A 13815-nucleotide genomic window follows, 5' to 3' on the forward strand; every position below is an offset into this window, starting at 1 on the left:
GTCGCCTGCGAACGGGTTGACTGCCTCAAGCCATCCGGCTCCGGCACAACCGTGTTCGCGTGCAACTGTTTGGTTTATATAAGCAAGAGAAACCGTGAGACGTTCGGCGCGGAGGTGCTGGGCCAGATAGATTCCAAACTTGCCGAAGAGATTATTGTCCACGTTCACAAGGCTCTGTCTCTTACAAAGCCTGATCGTCAGTGCGTTATTTCCGGCCTGACCTCCTACTGCGAATCCTCTGGAGCTTCCGAGCCCTCTGCTTAGGCGTGCGCGGGTTGACGAGTCCCGCGATAGGTCAGGCGCTTGCCTTCGATACCCTTGACGGCGAGCAGGTGACGGGCCTTGTCGTCAATGCCTAGGCCTGAGCGGTTTGAATATCTGAAATCGAACTCAGCCAAATAGCGGAACAGATGGGCTTCTCCGCAATGCTGATAGACGCCACGCATACCGCGCTTGAAGACTGAGAAGACGTTCTCAATCGTGTTCGTATGGATCACGCCGCGCACATATTCCTTAGCCGAGTGGTTCACTGTGTCGTGGCCTTCGTACTCTTTGCCGGTCTCGGTGTAGAGACGGCTTTCGTCGGTGTAGATGACGCTCTTGCGGTCCACGTTGCGGACGAGGATTTCGCGAACGCTCTTTTTCGTGGCGTGCTGGACGTGGAAGCTGCGGACACGACCGCCACGCTCGACCAGAGCAACAACGGTGCGCTTCTGAGCGCCGCCAGACTTGCCCGACTTGGTGTAGGGCAGACCGCGACGGTGCGGAGAGACATAGGGCTTGTCGCGCTTACCGATATAGGTCTCGTCTGCTTCTACGGTTTTACCGTCGCCGCCCATCGGATCTGAACCGGAGTAATCGTCCCGCATACCTTCACGGATGCGGTGCGCCATGAACCAGGCGCTCTTGTACGTCACGCCCAGCATGCGGTGCAGCTGATGCGCCGAAATGCCCTTCTTGGAGGACGTGAGCAGGTGCGTGGCGAGCAGCCATTTATGTAGCGGGATATGCGAGCGCTCGTAGAGGGTGCCTGTGCGGACGGTGAACTTCTTGCGGCAGGCGTTGCAGTGATACCAACCCTTCTGCGGCTTGGGGTTGGGCGTCTTCTTGGTCGCCTTGGGCGTCATGCTTTCCGGCGGCACGACCTTGACCTTTTCGCCGCTTTTGCAGAACGGACAGGCAACGCCATCGGGCCAGCGCGTGGCCTCAAGCCACTGGCGGGCCTTGGTCTCGGAAGTGAAAATCGGGTTGGTCACGTCGCACATGGCTTATCTCCTTGATCTCAAATATAGGATCAGGGGAATGTGCAGTCAAGTATATAATTAGGAAAAAAGTCCTTGACAGCGTAACGGTGGTTGGGTAGGTTCTGGCTATGACCCGAGAGTTGCGCATGTGGCGCGGCGGCGGGGTGTCGGATGACTGAGTTCGGACGGCGGCGATCAGCGGGTGAGAATGCAGCGGCTTTCGGGCCGCTTTTTTGTTGCCCGGATTTCCGAGGCGATCTCGCGCGTTGAGCTTTGGTCCGGCTTTGGCCGGGCGTTCTACCAATCGTATTCGAGGACGATCTTCGGGGCTGTCGGCACGGCCTGGCAGGCGAGGATGAGGCCGCGCGCCTTATCGCGCCGCGACAGGGCGAGGGCGCCTTCCATGATCACGGTGCCTTCGACGAGCTGCACCATGCAAGTGCCGCAATGGCCTTCGCAGCAGGAGCAGGGCGCCGGCACGCCGGCATCGAGTGCCGCATCCAGCAGCGTGTCGCCGGCGGCGCAGGAGAAGCGATGCTCCTCGCCGTTCAGCCGCGCGGTGACTTCTGCTGCGACGGGCGCGGCGTCTTCTTTTGGCGTCTCGGTTTGTTCGGTCAAGTCGGCTAGTTGAGCACGGCGATGGAATCGCCTGGCTTCACGCTGCCTTCGACGAGGACAGCGGCGTAAAGCCCTGCCTTGCCGTTATGGCTTTGCGCGATATGGCGGAGGATTTTCGGGCGCGCTTCGCCGGTCTCTGGATCGAGGGTGATCATCTTGCAGCGCGGATCGATCTCCAGGATGGCGATGGTCGCCTTGTCGCCGATGCGAAGCGTCTTGCCGACCAGCTCGTTTTCGCTGAAGCCGGTGCCGGAGAGAAAATCGGCATAGAGATTGGCGCGGAACTGGCGGGCATCGACGGGGGCTTCGATCTCCTCGGCGAGCTGCTTCACGGTTTGCAGGGAGAACAGCGAAATGGGCCGGCAATCGGCGAAGGCGCTGTCGGAATAGAGCAGGGAGAGCTCTTCGTCGCCTTCGCCGAGGCGGGTTTTCAGATCTTCGATCAGGGCGGGATCGTCGATGGCGTAAGTGTCGCCGTCCGGCGTCGTCACCTCCACGGAGAAGGCGGTGCGGTCGGCGAAGACCGGCTTGATGCCGGGCGCGATGGCGTCCGCATCGTCGAGATTGACCGGCTTGGCGCTGGCGGCGCTGTGCACGAAGCGCGGCCGATAGAGGATCATCTCCTCCTGCTCGCGGCCGGTGTGATAGGGGAAGCCGGCCGGGGCGAGCGAGCTCTTCAGGGCGTAGATGCGGTCGCCGTAAAGCCCGGAGAAGGCGAGGAAGGCGCTCTCCAGCGTCTCGCCCTTCATGCTTTTGACGGGATAGCGCCAGAGGCTTTCGATTTTTCCGATCTCGCTCATGCGGTGCCCTTGTGCCGCCCTTGTTTGTGCTGCCCTTGCGCGGCGCCGGTGTCCGGGACGGCCGAAAGCCGGACAGCCGGCAGCGTGTTGCGACCTGAAGTGGAAACGCTAGCGCGTGGTGCGGCAAGCGCAACGCGACAAAACGTGTGTGCGCCGGTTGCACCCGCGCCAATTGAAGGGCTGGCCCGACATTCGCGACGAGACCGATCCCGACGCGCCCGACTGGGACGCGATCGAGCGCGCCTATGAAGGGAGCGCGGAGAAGCTGACCGATATCGCGGCGCGGTTCGGGATCAGCCGGCAGGCGATCCAGGGGCGGGCGCGCCGCAAAGCCTGGCGCCGGGCGCCGGGGATCGACCCGAAGAGCCTCGCCCGGGCGGAAGAGGCGAGCGGGGCGCAGCGGCGGCGGATCGTGGCGCGGCTGTTTCAAGCGCTGGATGAGAAGATGAGCGAAATAGAGACGCGGATCGCGCGGAGCAAAGCAGAGGCGGCGCCGCAAAGCGCGGCCGATAGCGAGCGCGATGCAAGGGCGCTTTCGGCGCTGGCTTCGCTCTATTCCAAGCTGGTGGAGCTGGACGAGGCGGCGAAGCCGAAAGGCAGGGGGGCAAGAGGCGGCGCGGCACAGGACGACGAGGCGGGACGCGATGCGGACGCACTCCGCGAAGATCTTGCGCGCCGGCTTCGGCGATTCCAGCAAGGCTGAGGAGACGGCGAAGTTCTTAGGTGGCTTAAGCGCCCGCGAGCTGCATTTTCTGCATTACGACTGGGAGCTCTGGGCGCGGGACGATCAGCTGCCGCCAGGGGCCGCAAGCGACGGGACGCCTTGGACCACGCCCTGGACGACCTGGCTGATGCTGGGCGGGCGCGGCGCGGGTAAGACAAGGGCCGGGGCCGAATGGGTGCGAAGCTTCGCCTGCGCCCCCCGGCCGCGCTGGCAGGCACCGCCGCGGATTGCGCTGGTCGGCGAGACATTCTCGGACGCCCGCGCGGTGATGGTGGAAGGAGTCTCTGGGCTGCTTTCGGTGCACCCGCCATCGGAGCGGCCGGTGTTCGAGGCCTCCAAAAGGCTGCTGACCTGGCCCAACGGGGCGAAGGCGCAGCTGTTCTCGGCAGAAGATCCGGAGGCGCTGCGCGGGCCGCAATTCGACGCGGCCTGGGCGGACGAGCTGGCCAAGTGGCGCAACCCGGAAGCCACCTGGGACATGCTGCAATTCGGATTGCGCCTTGGGGAGCGGCCGCGCCAGATCGTCACCACGACGCCGCGGCCGGTGCCGCTGATCAAGGCGCTGTTGGCCGACCCGAAATGTGCGGTGAGCCGGGTCGCCACGGCGGCGAATGCGGCCAATCTGGCGCCGCGCTTTCTGGATGCGATCGTCGGCAAGTATCGCGGCACGCGGCTGGGGCGCCAGGAGCTGGAGGCGGAGATCCTGGAAGATCGGGCGGACGCGCTGTGGCCCCGGGCCATGCTGGAAGGTTTGCGGGTGGCCGAGGCGCCGGATTTGCGGCGCGTGGTGGTGGCAGTCGATCCGCCGGTGACCAGCGGCGAGAGGGCCGATGCTTGTGGGATCGTGGCGGCGGGAACTTCCGCCTCGGGCGAGGGCTATGTGCTGGCCGACCGGTCGGCGCAAGGCTTGAGCCCTGCCGGCTGGGCGCGGGCGGCCATCGCCGCCTATCACGCGTTCGAGGCGGACTGCATCGTCGCCGAGGTGAACCAGGGCGGCGAGCTGGTGGCAAGCGTGTTGCGGCAGGTGGACGCCGACGTGCCCGTGCGGCCGGTGCGGGCGAGCCGGGGCAAGTGGCTGCGGGCCGAGCCTGTGGCGGCGCTCTACGAGCAGGGCCGCATCTTCCATGTCGGCAGCCTGCCGGCGCTGGAAGACGAGATGAGCGATTTCGGGCCGGAGGGGCTTTCCGGCGGGCGCAGCCCCGACCGGGTGGATGCGCTGGTCTGGGCGCTGACGGCGCTGATGCTGACCGGGCGGCCCGAGCCGCGGGTGCGGGGGCTTTAGGATTTTTGGGGTTGCGGTCCTGCACAGCATCGTCATGCCCGGGCGAAGACCCGGGCATCCAGGGGCGGCAATCGCCGAGCGAGCGGCTCTGGATTGCCGGGTCAAGCCCGGCAATGACGAAGGAGAGAGTGGCGGGTGACGGCTTCGTAAGCGGCCTTGACGGTTCTCACCTCTCCCCAATGGGGAGAGGTCGGCGCTGAAAGCGCCGGGTGAGGGGGGATGGATTCGGAGAGGTCGGCACCCCCTCACCCTTCCCGCCGGACGACTTGGCCTTCGGCCAAGATCGTGGCGGAAAGCCCTCTCCCCCGCGGGGAGAGGGAATGTCATCGCAACGCAAGAGGACTGGGAATGGCAGAGACGTTGGGGCAGAGGCTCATCGCGGCGTTCGGCTTTATGCGGGCCGCGCCGGAGGAGGCCAAGGCGAGCCGCACCGCAAAGCTGATCGCGCTGTCGTCCTTCGGCCAGCCGGTGTGGAGCCCGCGGGATCTGGCCAGCCTGGCGCGGGAGGGCTTCGCCAAGAACCCGGTGGTCTATCGCGCGGTGCGGATGATCGCGGAGGCGGCGGCCTCCGTGCCGCTCTATCTCTATGAAGGAAGCCGCGAGCTGGACACCCACCCGCTGCTCTCGCTGCTGCGCAAGCCCAACCCGGCGCAGGCCGCGCCCGATCTGTTCGAGGCGGTGTACGGCCATCTGCTGGTGGCGGGGAATGCCTATCTGGAAGCGGTGGCGGTGGGGGAGGCCCCGCGCGAGCTGCATGTGCTGCGCCCCGACCGGATGAAGATCGTGCCCGGCAGCGATGGCTGGCCGGCGGCTTACGATTACAGCGTCGGCGGGGAGACGGTGCGGTTCGACCAGGGGAGCGAGGGGGCTTTGCGCCCGATCCTGCACCTGTCGCTGTTCCACCCGCTGAACGACCATTACGGGCTCAGCCCGCTGGAGCCGGCGGCGGCCTCGGTCGATATCCATAATGGCGGCGCCGATTGGAGCAAGGCGCTGCTGGACAATGCGGCCTGTCCCTCCGGCGCGCTGGTTTATGGGCCGAGCGATACGCCGATGAGCGCGGAGCAATATGAGCGGCTGAAGACCGAGCTGGAGGAGAGTTTTTCCGGTGCGCGCAATGCCGGGCGGCCGCTGCTTCTGGAAGGTGGCCTCGACTGGAAAGGGATGGGGTTTTCGCCCAAGGACATGGACTTCATCGAGGCGAAGCATATGGCGGCGCGGGAGATCGCGCTTGCTTTTGGGGTGCCGCCGATGCTGCTCGGCATTCCCGGCGACAATACGTATGCGAACTATGCGGAGGCGAACCGCACCTTCTGGCGCCAGACGGTGCTGCCGCTGACCGCGCGGACGGCGAAGGCGATCTCCGGCTGGCTGGGGGCCTCCTTCGGCGAGGGGCTGGAGCTGCGGCCCGACTTGGACGCGGTGGAGGCGCTCTCCACCGAGCGCGAGGCGCTTTGGGAGCGGGTGCGGGCGGCGGATTTTCTGACCGTGAACGAGAAGCGCGCCGCTGTTGGCTACGGCCCGGTGGATGGCGGCGATGTGTTTTGAGGGAGGACTGTTGTGGCGGGGCTTTTACCTCTCCCCAGTGGGGAGAGGTCGGCGCATCGGCGCCGGGTGAGGGGGGATAGAATTCGGAGAGATCGGCACCCCCTCACCCTTCCCGCCATACGACTTGGCCTTGCGGCCAAGGTCGTGGCGGAAAGCCCTCTCCCCGCCGGGGAGAGGGCTTCGTGTGCGGCTGACGCGCGGTAACGGCATGGACCCCCGGCTCAAGTCCGGGGGTGACGAAGAAGAGAATGGCGAGCGATTGCTCTAAGCCACGGGCGTCGTCAAACTACGGGCGTCATGCCCGGCCTTGTGCCGGGCATCCATGACCACTGTGCCTGATCTCTTGCCGTGATGTTCATGGATCACCGGGACTCTATCGATGCGCTATCGCGCTTCGCGCTACTTGAGCGCGATCCCGGCAATGACGAAGGAGAGGGAGAAGGGCGTCGGCGCGTGGGCCGTCGCCCTTCGAGGCACGGCAGAGCCGTGCGCCTCAGGGTGACGGCTTGGGCTAGGCGCGAGCGCTGCAAAACGGGCGTCATCCTGAGGTGCGCGGAGCGCCTCGAAGGATGGGCGAGGGGATAGAGGCGGGTCGCCGGCGGCTGTGGAAAAAGGATAAGCGAGAACGGGAATCGGGTGCGCCATGCTAGCGTTTCGGCGGGCAATACCGCTGGAGGGCAAAATGGCTGTACGACTGACACCCCCGAAGAAGAACGTCTTCTGGTTTTCCGTCGCGCTGGGCGCGCTGGCGCTGATCCTCTATTTCGTCGGCATCTTCGGCTTCATCGACGGCGGCTTCACCGCGATCCATCATTACGTGTTCTGGATCATTGTGGTGGGCTGGGCGGCGCTGATCGCCGGTGTGGCGATGAAGGGAGTTTGAGGGACGCGCGTCAGTCACATGAGCAACGTCATGCCCGGCACTCGGGTCCAGCTTCGCTGGCCCGAGCACATGCCTTGTGCCGGGCATCCACGGATACGGTCTTCGACGTTGAGCGCAGTTTCGTGGATCACCGGGACAAGCCCGGTGATGACGACGAGATTTTAGGATCAGCCAAAATCCATGACCCAGGCTACCGCAGCGCGGTCGACGCGTGAGGGCGCGATTGCGTCCGCTCGTCTACGTGAGGTGCAGGCGGACGGTATCTTCTCCGGCTATGCCAGCCTGTTCGGGCGGGTGGATCTGGGGCGGGATGTGATCATGCCCGGCGCGTTTGCGAACTCGCTGAAGGCGAAGGGCGCGGGCGGGATCAAGCTGCTGTTCCAGCACAATCCGGATGAGCCGATCGGCGTCTGGCTCGGCATCGAAGAAGATGCACGCGGGTTGAAAGTGCATGGAAGGCTTTTGCCGGAGGTGCGGCGTTCGGCGGAGGTGCTGAGCCTGATGCGGGCCGGCGCGCTGGACGGGCTCTCCATCGGCTTTCGCACGGTGAAGGGCGCCACGGACCGGCGGACCGGTATCCGCCGCCTCGACCAGATCGATCTTTGGGAGATCTCCATCGTGACGTTTCCGATGCTGTCGGATGCGCGGGTCTCCTATGTGAAGCGGACCGGTTTGAGAGGGCCGGGGACGGGGCCGCCGGGAGACAGGGAGGCGGAATTTGGGAGTGAGAGCCAGCGGCTCGCGGCAGGAATGCGGCGGGCCGCTTCGTTTATCCGCGGGGGGAGAGGCCCCCGCACATCTTGCAGATGAGGCATATGACAATGCGAGAGAACGACACCTCCCAAACAACCGAACACGGCTTTGAACCCGGACTCGAAACCAAGGCCGGCTATGAGACCAAGGCCGGCGGCACCGGCAACGACGTGGCCTATGCGTTCGACGAGTTCATGCGCACCTTCGAGGCCTTCAAGGAGCAGAATGACGAGCGGCTGGACACACTCGAGAAGCGCATTCCGGTGGATGCGCTGACCGAGCAGAAGCTCGACCGCATCAACACCGCGCTGGACGAGCAGAAGCAGGTGGTCGATCAGCTGGCACTGAAGGCGAGCCGGCCGCAGCTCGGCGAGGGCGGCGAGGGCGCATCGAGCCCGGCGTTGCTGCAGCACAAGGCGGCGTTTCACAGCTATATGCGCAAGGGCGAGACGGGCAATCTGACCCGGCTGGAAGAGAAGGCGCTGAAGGTCAATCTCAGCGGCAGCGGCGCCGATGGCGGCTATCTGGTGCCGCCGGAGGTGGAGACGGCCGTGATCCGCGGGGTGAAGGAGATCTCGCCGATCCGCGCCATCTCCGGCAGCCGCACGGTGAGCGCCTCCGTCTACAAGAAGCCCTTCGCCATCACCGGGCCGGCGACGGGCTGGGTGGGGGAGACGGCCACGCGGCCGCAGACCAACTCGCCGACGCTGGACGAGCTGAGCTTCCCGACCATGGAGCTCTACGCCATGCCCTCGGCGACCCAGACTTTGCTGGACGACTCGGCGGTGAATATCGACGAGTGGCTGGCCGAGGAAATCCAGCTCGCCTTCGCCCAGCAGGAAGGGAAGGCGTTCGTCACCGGTGAGGGCGGCACGGAGCCGCGCGGCTTCCTCGACTATACGACGGTGGCCAACGGCTCCTGGGAATGGAACAAGATCGGCTATATCGCCACCGGCAATGACGGGACGTTCGATACGGACGATCCGAGCGACGATCTGATCGATCTGGTCTACAGCCTGAAGGCGGGCTATCGCGCCAACGCCAGCTGGGTGATGAACCGGGCGACGCAGGCGGCGATCCGCAAGTTCAAGGACGAGAACGGCAATTATATCTGGCAGCCCGGGGCGAGCGCGGGGCAGTGGCCGACGCTGATGAACTATCCCATCGCCGAGAGCGAAGACATGCCGGATATCGGCTCGGACGAATTCGCCATCGCCTTCGGCGATTTCAAGCGCGGCTATCTGGTGGTGGACCGGGCGGGCATCCGCGTGTTGCGCGATCCCTATTCGGTGAAGCCCTACGTGCTGTTCTACACTACCAAGCGCGTCGGCGGCGGGGTGCAGGATTTCGACGCTATCAAGCTTCTGAAGTTCGGCACGAGCTAGGCCGAGCGAACGGCATGGGGCCTGCACCCTTCGAGATGAGCCTTCGGCTCTCCTCAGGGTGAGGAGAAAGGTCGTTACATGCTTGCTCCTCATGGTGAGGGCATGCGCAACGCGCATGCGTCTCGAACCATGAGGCCCCGGCAACGACACCGCTTGCGAATAGAACACCGGAAAGGCCTGGCCAGGCCGGCGGTCGGATGCGCCCCCTCCCACGTATCCGGCCGCCAATTTTTACTTGCGCTACCGCGCTTCGCGCTACTTGAGCGCGGGTTTATCTCTTTCGTCATTGCCGGGCTTGACCCGGCAATCCAGGGCGGCTGACGCTTTCCCTTGTGGTCCTGGATCACCCGGTCAAGCCGGGTGATGACGCCGAGAGAGACAGCTTGCGCGGGCATGATCCGTGCCGGTGGCAATTCAGGGCGGCTGGCGCTTTCCCGTGCGGCTCTGGACCCCCGGGTCAAGCCCGGGGGTGACGACGAGGGAGTGATGAGCGCTCCAACATGGGGTCATACCGGCGAAAGCCGGTATCCAGCGGAAGGCGAGGGGGTGGGCTGGACCCCGGCTTATGCCGGGGTGACGCGGAGAGAAACGGCCAGCGCCGGAGTGATGCGGAGAGAGGTCGCTGCCCCTGGGCAACGACACGAAGGCTGTTGTTCGCAGCGGCGGTGACGGCGGACATTAACAACAGGATGGACCATGGCATCGGCTTTGACGGCGGCGCCGGGCACCGAGCCCATCAGCGTGGCCGAGGCGAAGGCGCATCTGCGTATCGACGCCGAGACGGAAGACACGCTGATCGGTTCGCTGATCACCTCCGCCCGGCTGTGGGTGGAGCGCTCTTACGGTCTGGCGCTGATCACCCAGGGCTGGTCGCTCTATCTCGACAAGGTGCCGGAGAGCCGTGCGGTGGCGCTGCCGCTCTGGCCGCTGCAGGCGGTGACGACCGTGACCCTGCACGGCCCGGATGACGGCACCATAGACGTCTCCGCCTATGCCGCGGATCTCTTGTCCCAGCCGGCGCGGCTGGTATTCCAAAGCGTGGCGGCGAGCAGTCTCTCTTTGCGGCCGCTGAACGGGCTGGAGATCGCCTATACCGCAGGCTTCGGCGATGCGGCGGACGATGTGCCGGCGCCGATCCGCCAGGCGCTGCTTCTGCTGGTCGCTCATTGGTATGAGCGGCGCGAGCCGGTGATGGCGGGCTACGAGCCGGCGGAGGTGCCGTCCATGGTGGCGGGGCTGCTGGCGCCTTACCGGCAGGTGCGGCTGTGAATGATCGGCGGACGGGTGCGCTGCGCCACCGCCTCAGCCTGCAGGCGCTGTCGCGGGTGAGCGATGGCGGTGGCGGCTTCACCGAGAGCTGGGAAGAGGTGACCCAGCTCTGGGCGGCGATCCGGCCGGTGAGCGGCGACGAGGCGCCGCGCGCCGGACGGCTGGAAGGCCGGCTCAGCCACGTGATCACCCTCCGCTATCGCGACGGGGTGAGCCCGGCGATGCGGTTTGCCCATGGGCTGCGTGTGTTCGAGATTTTGAGCGTGGTCGATGTGGAGGAACGCAAGACCTGGCTGCACTGCCTGTGCGAGGAGAAGGCGCTTTAGATGGCGGGCCGTTTCGGCGAGATCCGCGGGCTGGATGCGTTGCAGGCGCGGCTGACCCTTAGCGATGCGCCGGATGTGCTGCAAGAGACGGTGCGGGAGGAGGCGGAGGCCGTGGCGGAAGCGGGGCGTCAGCGCCTTCGCGCCGAGCATCCGCGCGGCACCGGTGCCCTGGCCGAGAGTGTCGCGGTGAGCGTCGAGGGAGAGGGGGATGCGGCGAAGGCCTATGTGGGAACCGCCAGCCCGGTCGGCCGTTACCTGGAATATGGCACGCGTCATTCGGCGGCGGCCCCGTGGCTGATCCCGAGCTTGCACGCGCGTTCATCAAATATTAAGCGATCCTTCGAGAGGATCGTGAAGCGGATTTCCGGCCGGTTTGGCCCGGTTTGATGCGGAAAAATCGATTTGCACGGGGCTTTTCCGGAATACGGCACGGCCCCATATGGTTAGCGTAGGGCAAAGCTCGTAGAGCAAACTTTGGAGGCGGCGATGACTGCCAGCCCGGCTTGGTCGTTACAGACGGCGATTTACGAGACGCTTTCCGGCTCGAGTGGGCTGACCGATATGCTCGGCGGCATCCGCATCTATGACGACCCGCCGCAAAGCGCTGCGTTTCCCTTCGTCACCATCGGCGAGAGCTCGGTGGTGGATTGGAGCACCGGCACCGAGGACGGCGCGGAGCATCTGGTGACCCTGCATGTCTGGTCGCGCGCCGGCGGCAAGAAGCAGGGGCATGAGATCGTCGAGGCGATCCGCGCGCTGCTGCACGACCGGGCGCTGATGCTGGACGGGCATGTGCTGGTGAATCTGCGCTATCAATTCTCCGAGACGCGGCAGGATCCGGACGGCGAGAGCTATCACGGCATCGTGCGCTATCGGGCGGTGACCGAGCCGGCGGCGGCGATCGCGGCTTAGATTTAGCTAAATTTTCGAACGTGACGAAGCGGCGGCCCTTTGGGCCGCTTTTTTTATGCGCTACCGGCCTCCGGCCTACTTGAGCGCTTGTTTGTTTGCGGCCGCGCCGTCCTTCGAGGCTCGATGCGTATCGCATCGAGCACCTCAGGATGACGCGGAGATGGGGCGGAGGTCGGCGCTCTGGACCTCTGGGCGCGGATCGCATCTGTGACCCGCTTAAGGGCGTGCGGGTGAAGCGAAAGGACGGGCTGAATGACAGCGCAGAAGGGCAAGGATCTGCTCCTCAAAGTCGATGCCGACGGGGCAGGGGATTTCACCACGGTGGCGGGACTGCGGGCGCGGAGCCTCGCCTTCAACGCCGCGACGGTGGACGTGACCGACCAGGACTCCTCGGCGCGCTGGCGCGAGCTGCTGGACGGCGCCGGGATCAAGACGGCGCGACTGACGGGGAGCGGCATCTTCAAGGATGCGGCCTCCGACGAGACGGTGCGGGCTTACTTTTTCGCCGGGACGATCCGCGACTGGCAGGTGATCGTTCCCGATTTCGGCACCGTGGAAGGGGCGTTTCAGATCACGGCGCTGGAATATAGCGGCCGCCATGACGGCGAGGTGAGCTTCGAGCTGGGGCTGGATTCGGCCGGCGCGCTGAGCTTCGCAGCAGCGTAAGGAGGGCGGCATGGCCAATCCCCATCGCGGCGAGATCGAGGCGATGCTTGACGGCAAGAGCCACCGGCTTTGCCTGACCCTGGGTGCGCTCGCCGAGCTGGAACAGGCTTTCGGCGAGGACGACATGCTGGCCATCGCCGAGCGGTTTCAGGCCGGGCGCATCCGGGCCAACGACGCGGTGCGGGTGATCGGGGCGGGGCTGCGCGGCGCCGGCTATGAGATCACTGACGCGGATGTCGCCGCGATGCAGGTGGAGAGCGGCGCGGCCGGCTTCGTCGATATCGTGGCGCGGCTTCTGGCGGCGACGTTCGCGCAGGCTATTTCCGAGCCGGAGGAACCGCGCCCTTTGGAGCGCGAGCCGAGAGTGGCGTGCCCCCCACCCCGACGCTCCTCCTTGCAGGGGGAGGGCGTGGCCAGCCCTTTCCATGGCGCCGGGCGATGGAGGCGGGGCTGGGGGTATTGCGGCTTGCGCCTTGCGATTTTTGGGCGATGACGCCGCGGGAGCTGGATGCGGCGTTGCGCGGCGCGTTCGGTGCGCCGGGGCCGGCGATGCGCTTGGGGCGCGATCAGTTGGAGGCGCTGATGGCGCGCTTTCCGGACAGGCAGAAGGAGTGAGCCATGGCGGAAGCCGATGACGGTCTCGTTGTCGTCATCAGCGGCGATATTGCGCCGCTGCGCAGCTCGCTCGCCGAGGCGAGCCGGCTGAGCCACAATTTTGCCGGCGACCTGACCCGCGCTTTCGACGATGCGGCAGTGAAGGGGCGGACGCTGAACGAGACGCTGCAGCGGCTGGTCGCTTCGCTGTCCTCGCACACGCTGGAAGCGGCGCTTTCGCCGCTGAGCAACGCATTCGGCGATGCGCTGACCGGGCTGCTCGGGACGGCCGGTGTCGGCTCTCTGCCGGTGCCGTTCGCCAAGGGCGGGGTGATTGCTTCGCCGATCGCCTTTCCCTTGAGCGGGTCGCAGGCCGGGATTGCCGGCGAGGCCGGGCCGGAAGCGATCATGCCGCTGTCGCGCGGGGCCGATGGGCGGCTCGGCGTGAAGGCGCAAGGCGGGGCCGCGCCGGTCAACATCACATTCAACGTGACGACGCCGGATGCGGAGAGTTTCAAGCGGAGCCAGGGCCAGATCGCGGCGATGCTGAGTCGGACCGTGGCGCGGGGTTCGCGGAATTTGTGAGGTATTGTCACTCTCGTCATGCCCGGCCTTGTGCCGGGCATCCACGAGCGCAGTGCACACGCGCCAACGGTGGTGTTCGTGGATCACCGGGACTCTTCGGGTGCGTTACCGCGCTTTGCGCTGCTTGAGCGCGAGGCCCGGTGATGACGCCTGAGATGGGCGCGGTGTTTGTGCCCTCGTCCACCAACAGCTCTTGAGAAAACTAAATGGCATTTCATGAGGTCCG

Annotated in this window: 16 protein-coding genes and 1 pseudogene; 14 read left to right on the forward strand and 3 right to left on the reverse strand. The window is 65.8% G+C overall.

Features of this window, described 5'->3' with window-relative positions; genetic code table 11:
* Window positions 1-260 precede the first annotated feature (260 nt).
* From HT051_RS06330 to HT051_RS06340, 3 genes are all read right to left on the reverse strand, one after another.
* Window positions 261-1265, reverse strand: a complete 1005-nt coding sequence (locus HT051_RS06330) for an IS1595 family transposase (protein WP_174541255.1) — start codon at window positions 1263-1265, stop codon at window positions 261-263.
* A 276-nt stretch (window positions 1266-1541) separates the two neighbouring features.
* Window positions 1542-1862 (reverse strand): 2Fe-2S iron-sulfur cluster binding domain-containing protein, encoded by a 321-nt coding sequence (locus HT051_RS06335; protein ID WP_174541256.1) that lies wholly within the window; start codon window positions 1860-1862, stop codon window positions 1542-1544.
* Window positions 1863-1867: 5 nt separating this feature from the next.
* On the reverse strand, window positions 1868-2662 hold the full coding sequence (locus HT051_RS06340; protein WP_174541257.1) for an MOSC domain-containing protein: 795 nt from the start codon (window positions 2660-2662) through the stop codon (window positions 1868-1870).
* 148 nt (window positions 2663-2810) lie between these two features.
* Between HT051_RS06340 and HT051_RS06345 the strand changes: the two genes are divergently transcribed.
* The 14 genes and pseudogenes from HT051_RS06345 to HT051_RS06410 all read left to right on the forward strand — a co-directional run bounded on the left by HT051_RS06345 (window position 2811) and on the right by HT051_RS06410 (window position 13589).
* Window positions 2811-3365 carry a hypothetical protein gene (locus HT051_RS06345; RefSeq protein WP_174541258.1) on the forward strand — a complete coding sequence of 185 codons (555 nt, stop codon included), beginning with the start codon at window positions 2811-2813 and terminating at the stop codon, window positions 3363-3365.
* Window positions 3307-4668 (forward strand): DNA-packaging protein, encoded by a 1362-nt coding sequence (locus tag HT051_RS06350; RefSeq protein WP_174541259.1) that lies wholly within the window; start codon window positions 3307-3309, stop codon window positions 4666-4668. Before HT051_RS06345 ends, HT051_RS06350 begins: the two co-directional genes overlap by 59 nt.
* 348 nt (window positions 4669-5016) lie before the next feature.
* On the forward strand, window positions 5017-6216 hold the full coding sequence (locus HT051_RS06355) for a phage portal protein (RefSeq protein WP_246810200.1): 1200 nt from the start codon (window positions 5017-5019) through the stop codon (window positions 6214-6216).
* 682 nt (window positions 6217-6898) lie between these two features.
* Window positions 6899-7099: a hypothetical protein gene (locus HT051_RS06360; RefSeq protein ID WP_174541260.1), complete on the forward strand. Its 201-nt coding sequence runs from the start codon at window positions 6899-6901 to the stop codon at window positions 7097-7099.
* A gap of 246 nt (window positions 7100-7345) precedes the next feature.
* A complete protein-coding gene (locus tag HT051_RS06365; RefSeq protein WP_333502692.1) occupies window positions 7346-7909 on the forward strand; it encodes an HK97 family phage prohead protease in 564 nt (187 codons plus the stop codon).
* A gap of 11 nt (window positions 7910-7920) precedes the next feature.
* Window positions 7921-9237, forward strand: coding sequence for a phage major capsid protein (locus HT051_RS06370; RefSeq protein WP_174542897.1), 1317 nt, complete (start codon window positions 7921-7923; stop codon window positions 9235-9237).
* Window positions 9238-9933: 696 nt separating this feature from the next.
* The gene (locus HT051_RS06375; protein WP_174541262.1) at window positions 9934-10506 is read left to right on the forward strand and encodes a head-tail connector protein; all 573 of its coding nucleotides are present in this window, start codon (window positions 9934-9936) and stop codon (window positions 10504-10506) included.
* Window positions 10503-10832, forward strand: a complete 330-nt coding sequence (locus HT051_RS06380) for a phage head closure protein (protein ID WP_174541263.1) — start codon at window positions 10503-10505, stop codon at window positions 10830-10832. Before HT051_RS06375 ends, HT051_RS06380 begins: the two co-directional genes overlap by 4 nt.
* The gene (locus HT051_RS06385) at window positions 10833-11219 is read left to right on the forward strand and encodes an HK97 gp10 family phage protein (RefSeq protein ID WP_174541264.1); all 387 of its coding nucleotides are present in this window, start codon (window positions 10833-10835) and stop codon (window positions 11217-11219) included.
* A 99-nt stretch (window positions 11220-11318) separates the two neighbouring features.
* Window positions 11319-11744, forward strand: a complete 426-nt coding sequence (locus tag HT051_RS06390; RefSeq protein WP_174541265.1) for a DUF3168 domain-containing protein — start codon at window positions 11319-11321, stop codon at window positions 11742-11744.
* Between the two features lie 252 nt (window positions 11745-11996).
* Window positions 11997-12410 (forward strand): phage major tail protein, TP901-1 family, encoded by a 414-nt coding sequence (locus HT051_RS06395; RefSeq protein WP_174541266.1) that lies wholly within the window; start codon window positions 11997-11999, stop codon window positions 12408-12410.
* A 10-nt stretch (window positions 12411-12420) separates the two neighbouring features.
* Window positions 12421-12747: pseudogene (locus HT051_RS15130) on the forward strand (gene transfer agent family protein); the annotation flags it as partial.
* 101 nt (window positions 12748-12848) lie between these two features.
* Complete coding sequence (locus HT051_RS06405; protein WP_174541268.1) at window positions 12849-13025, forward strand: phage tail assembly chaperone; 177 nt, start codon at window positions 12849-12851, stop codon at window positions 13023-13025.
* A gap of 3 nt (window positions 13026-13028) precedes the next feature.
* Window positions 13029-13589 carry a phage tail tape measure protein gene (locus tag HT051_RS06410; RefSeq protein ID WP_174541269.1) on the forward strand — a complete coding sequence of 187 codons (561 nt, stop codon included), beginning with the start codon at window positions 13029-13031 and terminating at the stop codon, window positions 13587-13589.
* The last annotated feature ends 226 nt before the right edge of the window (window positions 13590-13815 follow it).

Origin of the sequence: Methyloligella sp. GL2 (assembly GCF_013341275.1) — a bacterium.
GTDB lineage: Bacteria > Pseudomonadota > Alphaproteobacteria > Rhizobiales > Methyloligellaceae > Methyloligella.